We start from the raw sequence: 15,618 nt of genomic DNA, 5'->3' as shown, positions 1-15,618 counted from the left end.
TGCCCGGTGCTCTCCGCCCGCATCGGCATCCGGCCTGTGACCGGGAGCACGGATCCCGGCCCGCGACCCCGTAGGAGCTTCCCTGCTCACGCGGGCACCCGCACGCCCGGCAACCCCGCCAGGTTCTCGATCATCCGACGCGTGCTGGGGCCGACCACCGCCGCCCATTCCTGGGGCGTGCCATTGAGCCACCCAGCCACCAGCTCCGCGAAACCGGGCACGTGGCGGGCCAGGTCGACGAGCGCCCAGTCGAATCGGGTGGCGCCTTCGGGCGTACGGACGAGCAGCAGGCCGATCCGGTGGACCAGCACCCGGACGGCCGCGCCCCTCCCCCCGCCCGCGCCCTCACCCTCGCTCGAACCCGCCCTATCCGTCGTGCCCGCGACGACCGCCCGCAGCAGGGCGTCCAGAACGGACGGGTCCCGCTCGGTCGCCATCAGCAGGTCGAGCAGTTCGCGCCGCAGCGGGCCGGAGACGGGGGTTCCGGGCTCGGCGAAGACGGCCGCGAGGGCCGCGCGCACCTGGACGGGACCGTCGACGATGAGGCCGCTGACCAGCGGAAACAGTACGGCGCGGGTGCCCGGGCCGTGTTCCAGTCTGCGGTCGACGTACACCGCGACGTGCCCGGCCACCTCGGGGCGCTGTGCGACGACCTCCCGTACGAGGGTGGTGACGCGGCGCGCGAGGCCGGGCGTGGTGACCTCGGCGAGCGTACGCAGGGCCTCTCCGTCCGAGCCCTCGGCGCCCGGCGTGCGCAGCCGCGCGCGGAAGGCGTCCAGGACCGGGTCCGGGTCGGTGGCGAGAGCGGTGACCACGGCGCTCGCGGGCAGCTGCGGGTCACCGGCCGCGAAGCGTTCCAGCGCCTGCGGCAGATACCGCTGCCTGGTCAGCGGATCCCGTACGAGCAGGGCGAGCGCGCCACTGTGCAGGGTGACGTCGGCGGGGCGGCCCAGGAGGGCGAGTGCCGCGTAGCGCAGGAGCTCACGGTCGGCGTCCGTGCGCACGTGCGGAGCGGTCCGCAGCGCGTACGCGAGCCCCGCGACGCGCCGGGCCGGACGGTCGTCGTGCGCCCAGCGGTCGACGGCCCGGCACACCGCGGAAGGCTCCTCCTCGGACAGTACGGCGAGGAGCTCGTCGCCACGTCGGTGCGCGCTGTCGACGAGTGCCTCGGTCAGCTCGTCCAGGGCGGAGCGGCGATGGGTGTGCAGCAGCGCCTGCGCGGCCGTCGCCACGGTGGCGTCCGGGGTCGCGACCAAGGGGGTGTCGTCGGGGAACCAGCGGGTGAGCAGCGGTTGTACGGCGGCGGGGTCGGCCGCGAGCAGCCGGGAGACCGCATCCAGATAGCGGGGCCCCTCGCCGGTGGCGGGGTCGGCCACGACCAGGCGTCGCAGCAGGTCGAACCGTTCCGCCTCGGGCAGGGGCAGCGAGGCCCAGAAGTCCGGCCCGAACTCGGCCGGCACGCCTCGGCCCTGGGCCCGCCAGGCGCCGATCCGTTCGGTGAGGAACCGCAGCACCCTGGTGTACGGCGTCGCGTCGGGCACCCGGAGCAGGACCTCGGCCAGGAGACGGGTGGCCCACCAGGTGGGGTCGTCGGGGGCCGGGGTGCCCGGGGGCAGCAGGGCGTCCAGGGCGTCGAGCAACTCCTCCAGGCGTCCGGCGAGTTCGGTGGGGCCCTGCTGCCGGCCGAGGAGGAGCAGGGCGTGGACGACGGGGCCGATACGGTGGCGGGGCACGGGGAGGTTGCGGGTGGCCCGGCGGGCCTGCCTGCGCACGCGGGCCTCCGAGGGCATCGTGCCCCAGCCCCGCCGTGACTCGGCCTGGGCGACCCAGCCGTGGTGCACCAGCGCGTGCAGGGCGGCGTCGAGGTCCAGGTGTGCGCCCTGGATCCAGTCGGCGAGTTCCTCGTGGGCGAAGCGGTAGCCGTCGCCGGCCGGGACGAGCAGGCCCTCGGTGAGCACGGCGGAGGCCCAGCCGGTGGTGCCGCCGAGCCGCCGTCCCGGCACGGGGCCCCAGGGGAAGACGGCTTCGAACGCCGCCCGGTCCAACTCCCCCTGCCCGGGGCCGAGACACCGCCGGGCGGCCTCGTGCACCTGCCCCGACACCTGCGCCGCCAGCCGCCGCACGGCCGCCCCTCGCACCCCGTTCACCGCGGCAAGCCGCACGGCGACCCGCAGACACATCAGATCCAGATAGCCCCCCAACACGTCGTCCCTCCCGGGGCGGGCCGAGGAGGTGGGGGGTGAGGTGGGGGCGCCGGAGGGGTGTGGGGTTGGGCCGGAGGCGGGCGTAGCCGGGCCAGGGGCATGTGGGGTGGGGCCGGAGGCATGCGCAGCGGAGCCAGCGGCATGCGCAGCAGCACCGGAAGCATGCGCAGCAGAGCCGGAGGCATGCGGGGTGGGACCGGAGGCATGCGCAGCAGAGCCGGAGGCATGCGGGGTGGGACCGGAGGCATGCGCAGCACAGCCAGAAGTGTGCGTACTGCCAGAAGCGTGCGCAGCACAGCCCGCGGCATGCGCAGCGGAGCCGGAAGCGTGTGGGGCGGGGTCGGAAGCGTGCGCAGCGGGGCCGGAGGTGTAGGCGGTCGTCGTCGGGTGCTTGGGCTGCGGGGGCTCGGCGGCCGAGCGTGGGGGGCGGAGGCGGTGGTACGCGGAATCGGTCGGGTCCTGGGTGTCCGGGCCAAGGCCGTCGGCCTGAACCCGGGGCTCCGGCTCTTCGTCGGGCCCCGTGGTCCGTGCGGCCGTCCCGGTCAGGTGCTCGTCCGGTGGTCCGGCGGAGGCGGCGTCCTCGTCGGGCCCGCCGTGCGAGGGGGTCGGCAGGGCCGCTCGGATCTCGGACAGGAGGCGCAGGGTGAGGGGGTGGCGGGCGTCCGCGGCGGTGAGCGCGTCCTCGGGGATGCCGTACCGCAGGCGGGCCCGCCGGGCCTCGCTCTCGGTCAGGTCGCCCAGGCGCACACAGGCGGGCAGCAGCTGCTCCTGCGCGCCGGGAGCCTCCCCGTGCAGCAGCTCCGCGGGGAAGTGCGCCCCGGCCCGCTCCCAGTACTCGGCGCGGCAGGCCACCACGAGCCGGGCTCCGTTCGCGCGCAGCCATTCGACCGTGCCCGCGGTCCACTCGGCCAGTCGGTGCGCGAGCGTCGGCGGCATCTCCTCGGGCCCGTCGAGCAGCAACAGCAGCGGGCGTCCCTCCGCCCCCGCGAGCCGCGCGAGCCGCTCCGGCCGGATGTCCCCCAACTCACCCTGGTAGCGACCGGGCAGGCACGGCCGTTCGACCCCGGCCGCCCCCTCTCCCGCAACCCCTGCCGAGGAGCCCTCACCGCCGTGGGCACCCGCGGACGCGGCGAAGGCGGCCGAGAAGTCCGACGCGGCCCACCCGCCCGACGCGGCGAACCCGTCCTCCACCCCGCCCCCGGCGGTCCCGACCGATCCCGGCGGCCCATCCGTCCCGGTGGCCCACCTCGCGTCAGCGGAACCGGCGGCGCGTCCGGCACGCCCAGACCCGCCCCACCCACCGGCGTCGCCCGGATCCGGCGAAGCGCCCCACTCCCCCGAACTCCCCGCGCCCGACCCCGCCGCCGATGCCACTGATGCCGCCGATGCCGACGCGGAGGCCGCCACGATCCGTCCCGCCCGTTCCAGGGCGCGTCGGGCCGCGTCCGCCACGGAGGTGTCGGCGGAGAGGAGGTCGGCGCCGCGGAGCCAGAGCGTGGGGGCGGGGGCGGAGCCCCGGCCGCGTCGGGCGGCGAGGGCGGCCAGTTCCGTCGTACGGCCGCTGCCGGGCGGGCCGACGAGACCGAGAACGGTGGCGGGACCCTCGGCGAAGGCGGTGAACTCCCGTACGACGTCGACTCGTTCGACGGGATCGGCGCCGGCCGCCGCCACGGCCCCGGCACCGGCGCCCGGCCCGTCCGAGCCCACCGTCGTGGCCGTGAGCTCCAGCACCCCCGCCAGGTTCAGATCCGTCCCGTACGCCGGTACGGTCGCCGCGTTGCGTGCGAGCAGTTCGGCCAGTGGCTGTTCGGCCCGCCAGCCGCGCAGGGGCACGGCGAAGCCGGTGGCCCGGTGCTGTGCCTCCAGGGCGGTGCCGAGGACGCCCAGTACGGCGCCCGTGGTCATGTCGAGCACGGGTCCCCCGGCCGCGCCCCCGCCCAGCCGGAGCGCCTCGCTCCCGGCGGTGCCGATCGCCAACTCCAGGGCGCCGCGCAGCAGATGGAAGCCGTCGGTCGCGGTGTACGTGACGTCCGCCGTGCCCAGGACCCGTGCCTCGCGCCAGCCGCCGGCCGCGATACGGACGTACGCGCCCGTCTCGACCTCGTCCCGCAAGGCGAAGGGCAGCGGGTCCACGCACAGGCCCTGGGTGCGGATGAGCGCGAGATCGAGGGCGGGCAGCGGGGTGACCGCGTCGGACGTCACCACGCAGACACGGTCGCCGGTGGCGTGCACCACGATCCGGGCCAGCCCGTCCACCGCCTCGTGGCTGGTGACGACCGTGCCGTGGTGGTCGGCGACGAAGCCCGTGCCGCGTGGTCGTCCCGCCAGGTCGCCGACCCGCACCAGGACTTCGTCCCGCGCCGCCCGGCGGCCGTCGTCGGTCGCCCGACGGCCCCGTACCACCATGTCCTGACCTCCCCGTCGTACCTGTGTTCCGACGGTAGGCACGTGAAGATCAGCGGAACAGATCACGTGGCGAACGCGCCCCCTTCCGCTCCCTCGGTTCACTCCGAGCGCCTGCACGTAGGGGTGAATAGCCCCGAGCAGATGGATACACCTCTGGGTGGGGGAACCGAGGGGGGACCGTGGAGCGGCGGGAACAGCTACCCCGTGACCGCCGCTCCACGCTCCGCCGGGTCGAGCCGTGGGGTGCCGGGTGCCTACGTCACCGGCCCGGCCAAGGGCTGCGCCCCTGAGCCCCGCCTGACAACTCAGGTCTTCGCGCTGGGTTCTGCGGGTGCGGGTCGTGCGCGGCTGATCGCGCAGTTCCCTGCGCCCCTGGAAAACCCGCAGTTGCCCGCGCCCCTGAAATACCCGCAGCGCCCATCGCCCACAAAGCCCGCAGGGCCCCGCGCGCTCGAATGCCCGCAGAGCCCCCTGGAACCCAGCCGAAGTCAGCCGGAAGTCAGCCGAAGACGGCCAGGCTCTTCGCCTTGCCCTTGTGGCTTTCGACCAGGGCCAGGAAGCGGCCCGTGGGGTCGAAGACGGCGGTGGCACCCTGGTCCGTGTACTCCTCCGGCATGTCCAGGCGGACTCCGTTCAGCAGGAGCCGAGCGCGCTTGTCATCCACGTCCCAGCGGGGGAACGCGGCCGCGGCGGCGTCGGCGACCGGCATGACGGTCAACTCCTCCTGGAGCTGGTCGAGGGTCCGCGCGGAGTCCAGCTTGTAGGGGCCGACGCGCGTGCGGCGCAGCGCCGTGAGGTGGCCGCCGACTCCGAGGCCCGCGCCCAGATCACGGGCGAGGGCCCGGATGTACGTCCCGGAGGAGCACACCACCGACACCACCAGGTCGAGAACGGGGGTGCCGTCCTCGGCGACGCCCTCGCGGACGTCGTACACGGCGAAGGAGGAGATGGTCACGGGCCGGGCGGGGATCTCGAAGTCCTCGCCGTCGCGGGCCCGTTTGTACGACCGCACGCCGTCGATCTTGATGGCGCTGACCTTGGACGGCACCTGCATGATCCGGCCGGTCAGCTCGGCCACACCGGCGTCGACCGCGTCCCGGGTGACCTTCGACGCGTCGACCGACGCCGTGATCTCGCCCTCGGCGTCGTCGGTGACCGTCGTCTGCCCGAGCCGGATGGTGCCGAGGTACTCCTTCTCCGTGAGCGCGAGGTGACCGAGGAGCTTGGTCGCCTTCTCCACCCCCAGGACGAGCACGCCGGTGGCCATCGGGTCGAGCGTCCCCGCGTGCCCGACCCGCCGGGTCCGGGCGATGCCCCGCATCTTGGCGACGACATCGTGCGAAGTGAAGCCCGACGGCTTGTCGACGATGACAAGGCCGTCGGGCGTGGTGTTCTGGCGCTGCTGGGTCATTCGGCGGCGGCATCCTCGTCGGCGGCGGCGTCGTCGTCCTCGCCCGGCTTGCGGTACGGGTCGGCCTCGCCGGCGTACTTGGCACCCGAGGCGCTCTCGCGCACCTGGGCGTCCGAGGCCCGCGCCTTGTCGAGGAGGTCGTCGATGGTCTTGGCGGTGTCCGGGAGGGCGTCGGCCACGAAGGTGAGCGTCGGCGTGAACTTCACACCGGCGGCACGGCCGACCTCGGAACGGAGGACGCCCTTGGCGCTCTCCAGCCCCGCGGCGGCGGCCGCCCGCTCCTCGTCGTCCCCGTACACCGTGTAGAAGACGGTCGCCTCCCGCAGGTCCCCGGTGACCCGGGTGTCCGTGATGGTGACGTGGGAGCCGAGCCGCGGGTCCTTGATCCCGCGCAGCAGCTTCTGGGCCACCACCTCTCGGATGAGGTCCGCCAGCCTCTTGGCACGCGCGTTGTCGGCCACTGGTCCGTCTCCTAGCTCGTTCTGCGTGACTACTGCTTGTTCAACTGTCCCCGCGCCGCCGCTTCAGTCGTCGTCGCCGTGCAGGCGCCGCCGTACCGACAGCAGCTCCACCTCGGGACGTGCGGCGACCAGCCGTTCGCACCGGTCCAGTACGTCGGTCAGGTGCCCCGTGTCGCCGGAGACCACGGCCAGGCCGATCACGGCCCTGCGGTGCAGATCCATATGGTCGACCTCCGCCACGCTCACCGCGAACTTGCGGTGGAGCTCGGCCACGATGGGGCGGACGACGGAGCGCTTCTCCTTCAGTGACCGTACGTCGCCGAGGAGGAGATCGAAGGACAGAGTCCCCACGTACATGTGTGTATCCGGTTCACCCGCCGGTACGGGATAGATGGCCCACCCGTAGGCCGGGCGGCAACATCAGAACCGTACATCGAAGCCGGTGGGGGCTCGACAGGATTTGTGTGGCCCCCGCCGCCCCTACCCGTCCCATCCTGAAGGGGCTGCGCCCCTTCGACCCCCAGACGTCCGTCCGGGGGGCTTCTCGCGCAGTTCCCCGCGCCCCTGAAAGGCCTGCGGCCATTTCATGGGGCACGGGGAACCGGGCGAGAACGGCCACACCGGCCGGGGGTGCCGTTCGGCGCCCCCGGCCGGTGTGGACCACCGGCTTACGCCCGCGGCTTCTCGCGCATCTCGTACGTCGCGATGACGTCGTCGACCTTGATGTCGTTGAAGTTTCCGAGGTTGATACCACCCTCGAAGCCTTCGCGGATCTCGGTGACGTCGTCCTTGAAGCGACGCAGACCGGAGATGGTGAGGTTCTCCGCGATGACCTTGCCGTCGCGGACGAGGCGCGCCTTGGTGTTGCGCTTGACCTCGCCCGAGCGGACCAGGACACCGGCGATGTTGCCCAGCTTGGACGACTTGAAGACCTCGCGGATCTCCGCCGTGCCGAGCTCGACCTCCTCGTACTCCGGCTTGAGCATGCCCTTGAGGGCCGCCTCGATCTCCTCGATGGCCTGGTAGATCACCGAGTAGTACCGGACGTCCACGCCCTCGCGCTCGGCCATCTGCGCGGCACGACCGGCCGCGCGGACGTTGAAGCCGATCACGATGGCGTCGGAGCCCATCGCCAGGTCGATGTCGGACTCCGTGACCGCACCCACGCCGCGGTGCAGGACGCGGATGTCGACCTCTTCGCCGACGTCGAGCTGGAGCAGCGAGGACTCGAGGGCCTCCACCGAACCGGACGCGTCGCCCTTGATGATGAGGTTGAGTTCCTGCACCAGACCGGCCTTGAGCGCCTCGTCCAGGTTCTCCAGGGAGAACCGGACGCCGCGCCGGGCGAAGTTGGCGTTGCGCTCGCGCGCCGCCCGCTTCTCGGCGATCTGACGGGCCGTACGGTCCTCGTCGACGACCAGGAAGTTGTCGCCGGCGCCCGGGACGTTGGTGAGACCCAGGACCAGGACGGGGGTCGACGGACCCGCTTCCTCGACGTTGTTGCCGTTGTCGTCGAGCATCGCCCGGACTCGGCCGTACGCGTCGCCGACCACCATCGTGTCGCCGATGCGCAGCGTGCCGCGCTGGACGAGGACAGTGGAGACCGCACCGCGGCCACGGTCGAGGTGGGACTCGATCGCGATGCCCTGCGCGTCCTGCTCCGGGTTGGCCCGCAGGTCGAGCGAGGCGTCCGCGGTCAGGACCACGGCCTCCAGCAGCTGGTCGATGTTGAGACCCTGCTTGGCGGAGATGTCGACGAACATCGTGTCGCCGCCGTACTCCTCGGCCACGAGGCCGTACTCGGTCAGCTGACCGCGCACCTTGGTCGGGTCGGCGCCCTCGACGTCGATCTTGTTGACCGCGACGACGATCGGGACGTCGGCCGCCTTGGCGTGGTTGAGCGCCTCGACCGTCTGCGGCATGACGCCGTCGTTGGCCGCGACGACCAGGATCGCGATGTCGGTCGACTTCGCACCACGGGCACGCATGGCGGTGAACGCCTCGTGACCCGGGGTGTCGATGAAGGTGATCTTGCGCACTTCGTCGTTGACCTGGGTGGCGACCTGGTACGCACCGATGTGCTGCGTGATACCGCCGGCCTCGCCCGCGACGACGTTCGTCTTGCGGATGGTGTCCAGCAGTCGGGTCTTACCGTGGTCGACGTGACCCATGACGGTCACGACCGGCGGACGCGCGACGAGGAACTCCTCGCCACCCTCGTCCTCGCCGAACTCGATGTCGAAGGACTCGAGCAGCTCGCGGTCCTCCTCCTCCGGGCTGACGATCTCGACGACGTAGTTCATCTCGCCGGCGAGCAGCTGGAGGGTCTCGTCGGAGACGGACTGCGTGGCAGTGACCATCTCGCCGAGGTTCATCATCACGGCGACGAGCGACGCCGGGTTGGCGTTGATCTTCTCCGCGAAGTCGGTGAGGGACGCACCGCGCGACAGGCGGACGGACTGTCCGTTGCCGCGAGGCAGCATCACGCCGCCGACCGACGGGGCCTGCATGGCCTCGTACTCCTGGCGCCTCTGCCGCTTCGACTTGCGACCGCGACGCGCGGGACCACCGGGACGGCCGAAGGCGCCCTGCGTGCCACCACGGGCACCGGGACCACCGGGACGGCCACCGAAGCCGGGACGGCCACCGCCGCCGGCACCCGGACCACCGGGACGACCGGCGAAGCCGCCACCGCCACCGGGAGCACCGGGACGACCGGCGAAACCGCCACCGCCGCCGCCACCCGGACGACCGGCGAAACCGCCGCCGCCACCCGGACGACCGCCGCCGCCACCACCGGGACGACCGCCGCCACCGGGACCGCGGCCACCGGGGCCACCGCCTCCGGGACGCGGGCCGGCAGCCGGACGCTGCGGCATCATGCCGGGGTTCGGACGGGGGCCACCGGGGCCACCGCCGGGACGGGGACCGCCGCCCTGCGGACGGGGCATGCCGCCCGGGGTCGGACGGGCGCCGCCCGGAGCCTGCGGACGGGGACCGCCGCCGGCACCCTGCGGACGGGGCGCCTGGCCGGGAGCCGCGGGACGCGGACCGCCCTGGGCGCCACCGGGGCCACCCGGGCCGCCGTGTCCACCGGGTCGAGGCGCGCCGCCGGGACGGGGGCCCTGCGGGCGACCCATGCCGGTGGAGCCACCGGAGGTGAAGGGGTTGTTACCGGGACGCGGACCCGCGGGACGGGCACCGCCCGGCTTGGGCGCACCGGCACCGCCGGGACGCTGGCCGCCGGGGCGCGGGGCCTGGCCGCCACGCTCCTGGCCGCGGTCCTGACCGGGACCACCGGGACGCTGCTGGCCACCCGGACGCGGCGCACCCGGGCCGGGGCGAGCGCCCGGACGCGGAGACGACGAGGGGGCGGCCGGAGCCGACGGGGGCGCCGACGGGGGCGCCTGGAACTCGGGCACGCTCGGGGCCGGGGAGGCCGGAGCGGGCTTCGGCGTCGGCGGCTTGGGGCCGGGCGTCGGGCGCGGACCCGGGGCCGGAGCGGCGGGCCGCTCGGCGGCGGGCGGCTTCGGCGCGGCCGGGCCGGGACGAGGCGCGGCCGGGCGTGCGGCCTGCGCGGGAGAAGGGGCCGCCGGACGGGCCGGGGCGGCCTTGCGCGGGGCGGGCTTGCCGCCGCCGCTGCCCTGCTGGAGGGCGTCAGTCAGTTTGCGTACAACGGGCGCCTCGATCGTCGAGGACGCCGAACGGACGAATTCACCGAGCTCCTGGAGCTTGGCCATGACGACCTTGCTCTCAACCCCGAACTCCTTGGCGAGTTCGTATACCCGGACCTTAGCCACTTCGCTCCTTTTTAGGTCCGGGTGCGTCCGGACCGTCGCTACTTCATGGGCGTACTCATCGCGTGCTCATCGAGTGCTCATCGCAATCTCGACCTACTTCCAACTCGCGGGGTACCAGGGCCGCACGGAGGCTCCGTGCGACACGTCTTACGGTGTTGCCTGCTCGGCAACTGTTGTCTGCTCCACGTATCGGCGCAACGCCTTTGTGTCGAGCGCTCCCGGGGCGCGCAGCGCCCGCGTGAACGCCCGGCGGCGTACGCCCAGGTCGAGACAGACCTGAACGGGGTGTACGTACGCACCCCGGCCGGGCAGCGTACCGCGAGGATCGGGGACGCATTCGTCCTCGATCGCCACGACGCGCAGCAGTTCGGTCTTGGCCGCTCGCTGCCTGCACCCCACACAGGTGCGTTCAGGGCATGCGCGGGCACGCGTCCGGCCAGACACTGCTAAGTCTACCTCCCCGCAGCGACCTCACCCCTTTGGGGCAAGAATCGAACACTTGCCGCGCATATAACTGACGTGATCTAAGCGACCTGCGGCTTGGATCTATTCCCCGCCTGCTCCGACGCCGGCTTCGGCACCTACTCCGACGGCTGTTCGGTGTCCGGTCGGATGTCGATCCGCCAGCCGGTGAGACGGGCGGCGAGGCGGGCGTTCTGGCCCTCCTTGCCGATCGCCAGCGACAGCTGGTAGTCGGGCACCGTCACGCGCGCGGAGCGGGCCGCGAGGTCCACCACGTCGACCTTGGAGACCCGGGCCGGGGAGAGGGCGTTCGCCACCATCTCGGCCGGGTCGTCCGACCAGTCGACGATGTCGATCTTCTCGCCGTTCAGCTCGCCCATGACGTTGCGCACCCGGCCGCCCATCGGGCCGATGCAGGCGCCCTTGGCGTTCAGGCCGCTGCGGGTGGAGCGGACGGCGATCTTGGTGCGGTGCCCCGCCTCGCGCGCGATGGCGGCGATCTCGACGGACCCGTCGGCGATCTCCGGCACCTCCAGGGCGAAGAGCTTCTTCACCAGATTGGGGTGCGTGCGGGAGAGCGTCACGGACGGACCGCGCACGCCCTTCGCCACCCGTACGACGTACGACCTGAGCCGCATGCCGTGCTGGTAGGTCTCGCCGGGGACCTGCTCCTGCACGGGCAGGATGGCCTCCAGCTTGCCGATGTCGACGAGCACGTTCTTCGGGTCGCGGCCCTGCTGGACGACACCGGTGACGATGTCGCCCTCGCGTCCGGCGTACTCGCCGAGCGTGGCGTCGTCCTCGGCGTCCCGCAGTCGCTGCAGGATCACCTGTTTGGCGGTGGTGGCGGCGATACGCCCGAAGTCCGACGGGGTGTCGTCGAACGCGCGTGCCTCCTGCCCCTCCTCCAGGTCCTCGGGGTCCTCCTTCGCCCACACGGTCACATGGCCGGTCTCCCGGTTGAGCTCCACGCGCGCGTGGCGGCGGCTTCCCTCGGTGCGGTGGTAGGCGATGAGGAGGGCCGCCTCGATCGCCTCGACGAGCAGGTCGAAGGAGATCTCCTTCTCCCGCACCAAGCCCCTGAGGGCACTCATGTCGATGTCCACGGCTACGCCTCCTCCTCTTCCGTCATGTCCTTCTGGTCCTTCGTGTTCTTGCGGTTGAACTCGACCTGGACGCGGGCTCTGTCGATCTCCGCGAAGGCGAGCCGGCGGGTGGTGGCCTTGCGGCCCTTCACGCCGGGCACTTCGAGGTCGAGGCCGTCGTCGTCCACGGTCAGGATTCTGGCGATGAGTTCCCCGTCCTCGCGGAGCGCGAACTTCACCAGACGGTCCACGGCACGGCGGTAGTGACGGTGCTCGGTGAGGGCGCGCTCGGCGCCCGGCGTCCCGACTTCCAGGGTGTACTCCGCCTGGCCCATCGCGTCCGTCTCGTCCAGCTTGGCCGAGAGGGCGCGGCTGACGTCGGCGACGGTGTCCAGATCCGCGCCCTCGTCCGAGTCGACGACCACCCGCAGCACCCGCTTGCGTCCGACCGAGTCCACTGCGATCTCTTCGAGATCCAGGCCCTGGGAGCGTACGAGCGGTTCCAGCAGTTCTCGCAGCCTCTCGCTCTGGGTGGTGCTCATCCGGGTGACTCCTCGGCCGCGTGTGCTGTTGTGGGTAGGGCGCGTGTCAGGTCAAAGGGTAGCCGCTCCGCTGGGGTGTTGCCGTCCACGAGTTCCCCGCGACCCCGGGGCAGGTCCTAGCGGGGTACAGCGCGTTTCACGGGTACGGTGATCGCACCGCTTCTTTGTTCGTACGACCCCCCGAGGACGTCTGCTGTGTCGTTCAGCCTGTCGTCGCGTGCCCTGTCGGGGCCGCGCAGAAGGAGTTTGCTCGTCGGGGCCGCCGGTGCGGGGCTGCTCGCGGGGTGCTCGTCCGGGGGCGGGGGGTCCGACGGCGGGAGCGGCGCGTCGCGGGTGGAGCGGGCACGCGCGCGGGTGGCGCGGGACAGCGAGAGGCTCGCGGCGCGGTACGACCTCGTGATCGCCGCCCATCCGGACCTGTCCGCGCTGCTCTCGCCGCTGCGGGCGGAGGTCGTACGGCACGCCGAGGCGTTCGGGGGCGCGAAGGGGGCGGGCAAGGCGGGCGCGAGCGCGGGGAGCGCGGACAGGGGGAGCGCGGACGAGGAGAGCGCGGGCGACGGGAGCTCTTCTCCGTCCGGTTCGCCCTCTGCGTCCGCATCGGCTTCGGTCTCCCCCGTGCCCGACGACCCCGGGGCCGCCCTCGCCGAGCTGGCCGCCGCCGAGCGGGCCCTCGCCGACGAGCGGGCCAAGGCGTTGCTGCGGGTGCCGGGTGAGGTGGCGCGGCTGATGGCCTCGGTGGCGGCGTCGGGTGCGGGGCACGCGTACGTGTTGACGGAGGGAGCGAAGTGAGCAGCGGGGAGCTGAAGGCGGTCCAGGCGGCGCTCGGGGCCGAGCACGCCGCCGTGTACGGCTACGGCGTCGTCGGCGGGAAGATCGGCGAGGCGCGGCAGCGCGAGGCCCGGGAGGCGTACGACGCGCACCGGGCCCGCCGGGACGCGCTCGCCCGGGCGGTACGGGATCTGGGCGGCAAGCCCGCCGTGGCGGCCGCCGGGTACGCGTTGCCCTTCCGGGTGGTCGATTCCGAGTCCGCCGTACGGCTCGCCGCGGAGCTGGAGGAGCGCGTGGCCGGCGTGTACTCCGATCTCGTGCGGGCGGCCGAGGGCGAGCGGCGCGCCACGGCCGCCGAGGCGCTGCGGGAGGCGGCGGTGCGGGCGGTGCGGTGGCGGGGCGGAAGCGTAGCCTTCCCTGGTCTCGCCGAGCGGACGGCCGCCGCCGGCCCGTCGGCGACACCACACACCTGATCACGGCCCTCATCACGCTCCGGAAGGGAACGGCTCGCCCATGGCTCGCATGGCTTTCGAGGACTTCGAACCGCCGCGGCGGCTGGTGCGAGCGCTCGCCGAGACCCGTCGGCCGGAGGGTGGTGACGGCGTCGGCGAGTGGCTGGAAAACCTTCCCGGGCTGCTTCAACAGGCCGTGGATCTACGCGAGTTGACCGTGGAGCGGGTGCAGGCACCCGGTGGCCGCAGCAGTCTCGTACTCCTGGTGCGGATGATCGACGACACGCCTGCCGTGCTCAAGCTGGCGCCCGGACGGGCCCGGCCGGAGGCCGAGCGGGCGGCCCTCGCGCACTGGGACGGGCGGGGCGCGGTGCACCTGCTCAACCCCGGGGACAGCCAGGGTGTGCTGCTGCTGGAGCGGCTGCGTCCCGATCTGTCGGTGCGGACGCTGCCCGAGGCGAAGGCGCTGCTGGAGGCGGCCGCGACCCTGCGACGGCTGTGGGTCGAGCCGCCCGAGGCGCATGTCTTCGAGACCGTCGCCGAGCGGACGGAGCGGCAGGCGGAGGCCCTGCGGGCGGGCGCCGAGGAGGACTCCGAGGTGCGGGGGCTGGTCGACGCTGCCCTCGGGGTCCGTGCGGAACTGCTGGATTCCGCGCCCGAGGAACGCTTGCTGCACGGGACGTTCCGGCAGAGCAAGGTGCTGGCCGGGGAGCGGTTGCCGTGGCTGGCGGTGGGGCCGGACCCGGTGGTGGGCGAGTGCGCGTTCGATCTGGCGCGTCTGGTGCGGGACCGGGTGGAGGATCTGATCGCCTCGCCCTCGGGGGCGGCGATCACTCGGCGGCGGGTGAAGAAGTTGGCCGAGTCGCTCGAGGTGGATCAGGAGCGGCTGCGGGGGTGGACGCTGTTCCGGGCCGTGGAGTCGGGGGTACGGGCGCGCCGCGTGGGGCGGCCCAGGGACGCGGAGTTGTTGCTGGAGTTCGCCGACTGGCTTTGACCCGGGCGGATGAGGGCTGATTCTCCAGAGGATCTCGTCGCTCATGCGCTGGGCTCCGCTGCCGGAGGCGGGTCCGCTCGCGGTGCCCGGGAGGGCCAGCCCGGTGTCGTGACGACCGTGCCCTCATGGGTGACCAGACGGGCCGGGAGGCCGAGGCGGGAGAGCCGGCGGACCGCGCTCTCGCCCTTCACCAGGGCCGCCGTGGAGGCGGCGTTGGCGTCGGCGCAGGTGGCGGCGGCGACCGAGACGGTGCGCCAGGGGGTCGTGGCCGGTCGGCCCGTGCGGGGGTCGACGATGTGGTGGAGGTGGTGGTCGCCGCGGCGCCGGCGGCGGGCGGTGGTGCCGGAGGTGGCGAGGCCGCCGCTGCGGATGCCGACCGTGACGTACGTGCCGTGCTCGGGGAGTCGCTCGACCGGGGCCATGTCGTCCTGCACGCGGATGCGCCAGCCGCCGGCCGGGGGTTCGCCCGCCACGGCCGTGTCGCCGCCGAGGCTGACCAGGATGCCGCAGCCGGCCGCCCGGGCCAGCGTGCGCGCCGCCCTGTCTGCGGCCCAGGCCTTGGCCGTGGCGCCCAGGTCGAGGCGGACGCCGGGCGGGAGGGTCACCGTGTTCGTGGCGCGGTCCAGGTCGACCTGGCTCCAGCCCGGCACACGTCGCACCGCGAGGCGTACGGGGCGGTCGTCCTCCTGGACCAGGGTGAAGTCACGGTCGTAGCCGAGTGCCTCCGTCGCCGAGCCGACCGTGGGGTCCACCGCGCCGTCCGTGGCGCGGGCGGCGCGCAGGGCCACCGCCAGGGCCTCGGCCAGCAGCGGGCTGACCCGCACGGGTCGGCCTTCGGCCGTGTTGAGCGCCGTCAGCTCCGAGTCCTCGCGGAAACGGCTGCACGCGGCGTCGACCTCGGCCAGGTGCCGGGCCAGGAGCAGATTGCAGGAGTCGAGCAGGGCCGGGTCCGTGGTGACCAGGCGGACGGTCGTCCCGAGGGCCCGCCAGTCGGCGGCGGCCGTGGAGCGCGATGGCGTCGTCGGCACGGTCG

The 15,618-nt window shown here is 73.5% G+C and carries 12 protein-coding genes; 3 read left to right on the top strand and 9 right to left on the bottom strand.

Translation table 11 applies throughout. The features are described 5' to 3' along the window. Positions 1–86 precede the first annotated feature (86 nt). The 8 genes from L3078_RS32975 to rimP form a co-directional block, all read right to left on the bottom strand. On the bottom strand, positions 87–4,610 hold the full coding sequence (locus L3078_RS32975) for a trypsin-like peptidase domain-containing protein (protein ID WP_239757568.1): 4,524 nt from the start codon (positions 4,608–4,610) through the stop codon (positions 87–89). 499 nt (positions 4,611–5,109) lie between these two features. Next, on the bottom strand, positions 5,110–6,021 hold the full coding sequence (gene truB / locus L3078_RS32970) for a tRNA pseudouridine(55) synthase TruB (protein WP_239757567.1): 912 nt from the start codon (positions 6,019–6,021) through the stop codon (positions 5,110–5,112). After that, a complete protein-coding gene (gene rbfA, locus L3078_RS32965; RefSeq protein ID WP_239757566.1) occupies positions 6,018–6,482 on the bottom strand; it encodes a 30S ribosome-binding factor RbfA in 465 nt (154 codons plus the stop codon). The genes truB and rbfA overlap by 4 nt, the downstream gene beginning before the upstream one ends. Positions 6,483–6,545: 63 nt before the next feature. After that, positions 6,546–6,839, bottom strand: coding sequence for a DUF503 domain-containing protein (locus tag L3078_RS32960; protein ID WP_152172010.1), 294 nt, complete (start codon positions 6,837–6,839; stop codon positions 6,546–6,548). Positions 6,840–7,150: 311 nt separating this feature from the next. Continuing rightward, on the bottom strand, positions 7,151–10,282 hold the full coding sequence (gene infB, locus L3078_RS32955) for a translation initiation factor IF-2 (protein WP_239757565.1): 3,132 nt from the start codon (positions 10,280–10,282) through the stop codon (positions 7,151–7,153). A gap of 147 nt (positions 10,283–10,429) precedes the next feature. After that, positions 10,430–10,726: a YlxR family protein gene (locus L3078_RS32950; protein WP_177261914.1), complete on the bottom strand. Its 297-nt coding sequence runs from the start codon at positions 10,724–10,726 to the stop codon at positions 10,430–10,432. Positions 10,727–10,863: 137 nt separating this feature from the next. Then, positions 10,864–11,850: a transcription termination factor NusA gene (nusA, locus tag L3078_RS32945; protein ID WP_033527005.1), complete on the bottom strand. Its 987-nt coding sequence runs from the start codon at positions 11,848–11,850 to the stop codon at positions 10,864–10,866. Between the two features lie 2 nt (positions 11,851–11,852). Beyond that, positions 11,853–12,371: a ribosome maturation factor RimP gene (gene rimP, locus L3078_RS32940; protein WP_239757564.1), complete on the bottom strand. Its 519-nt coding sequence runs from the start codon at positions 12,369–12,371 to the stop codon at positions 11,853–11,855. A 246-nt stretch (positions 12,372–12,617) separates the two neighbouring features. Here rimP and L3078_RS32935 point away from each other — a divergent pair, with 246 nt between their 5' ends. Genes L3078_RS32935 through L3078_RS32925 form a run of 3 tightly spaced genes read left to right on the top strand, consistent with a single transcriptional unit; the run spans position 12,618 to position 14,585 of the window. Then, positions 12,618–13,160, top strand: a complete 543-nt coding sequence (locus tag L3078_RS32935) for a hypothetical protein (RefSeq protein WP_239760551.1) — start codon at positions 12,618–12,620, stop codon at positions 13,158–13,160. Beyond that, positions 13,157–13,612: a ferritin-like domain-containing protein gene (locus tag L3078_RS32930; RefSeq protein WP_239757563.1), complete on the top strand. Its 456-nt coding sequence runs from the start codon at positions 13,157–13,159 to the stop codon at positions 13,610–13,612. Before L3078_RS32935 ends, L3078_RS32930 begins: the two co-directional genes overlap by 4 nt. 40 nt (positions 13,613–13,652) lie before the next feature. Then, the gene (locus L3078_RS32925; protein ID WP_239757562.1) at positions 13,653–14,585 is read left to right on the top strand and encodes an aminoglycoside phosphotransferase family protein; all 933 of its coding nucleotides are present in this window, start codon (positions 13,653–13,655) and stop codon (positions 14,583–14,585) included. Positions 14,586–14,626: 41 nt separating this feature from the next. On the opposite strand, the gene L3078_RS32920 is transcribed toward L3078_RS32925, so the two are convergent. Continuing rightward, positions 14,627–15,613 carry an FAD:protein FMN transferase gene (locus tag L3078_RS32920; RefSeq protein WP_239757561.1) on the bottom strand — a complete coding sequence of 329 codons (987 nt, stop codon included), beginning with the start codon at positions 15,611–15,613 and terminating at the stop codon, positions 14,627–14,629. Positions 15,614–15,618 lie beyond the last annotated feature (5 nt).

This window comes from Streptomyces deccanensis (assembly GCF_022385335.1).
Taxonomy (GTDB): Bacteria; Actinomycetota; Actinomycetes; order Streptomycetales; family Streptomycetaceae; genus Streptomyces; species Streptomyces deccanensis.
Note: the sequence above shows the minus strand (reverse complement) of the source record. Positions and strands in the feature narration are given on the sequence as shown.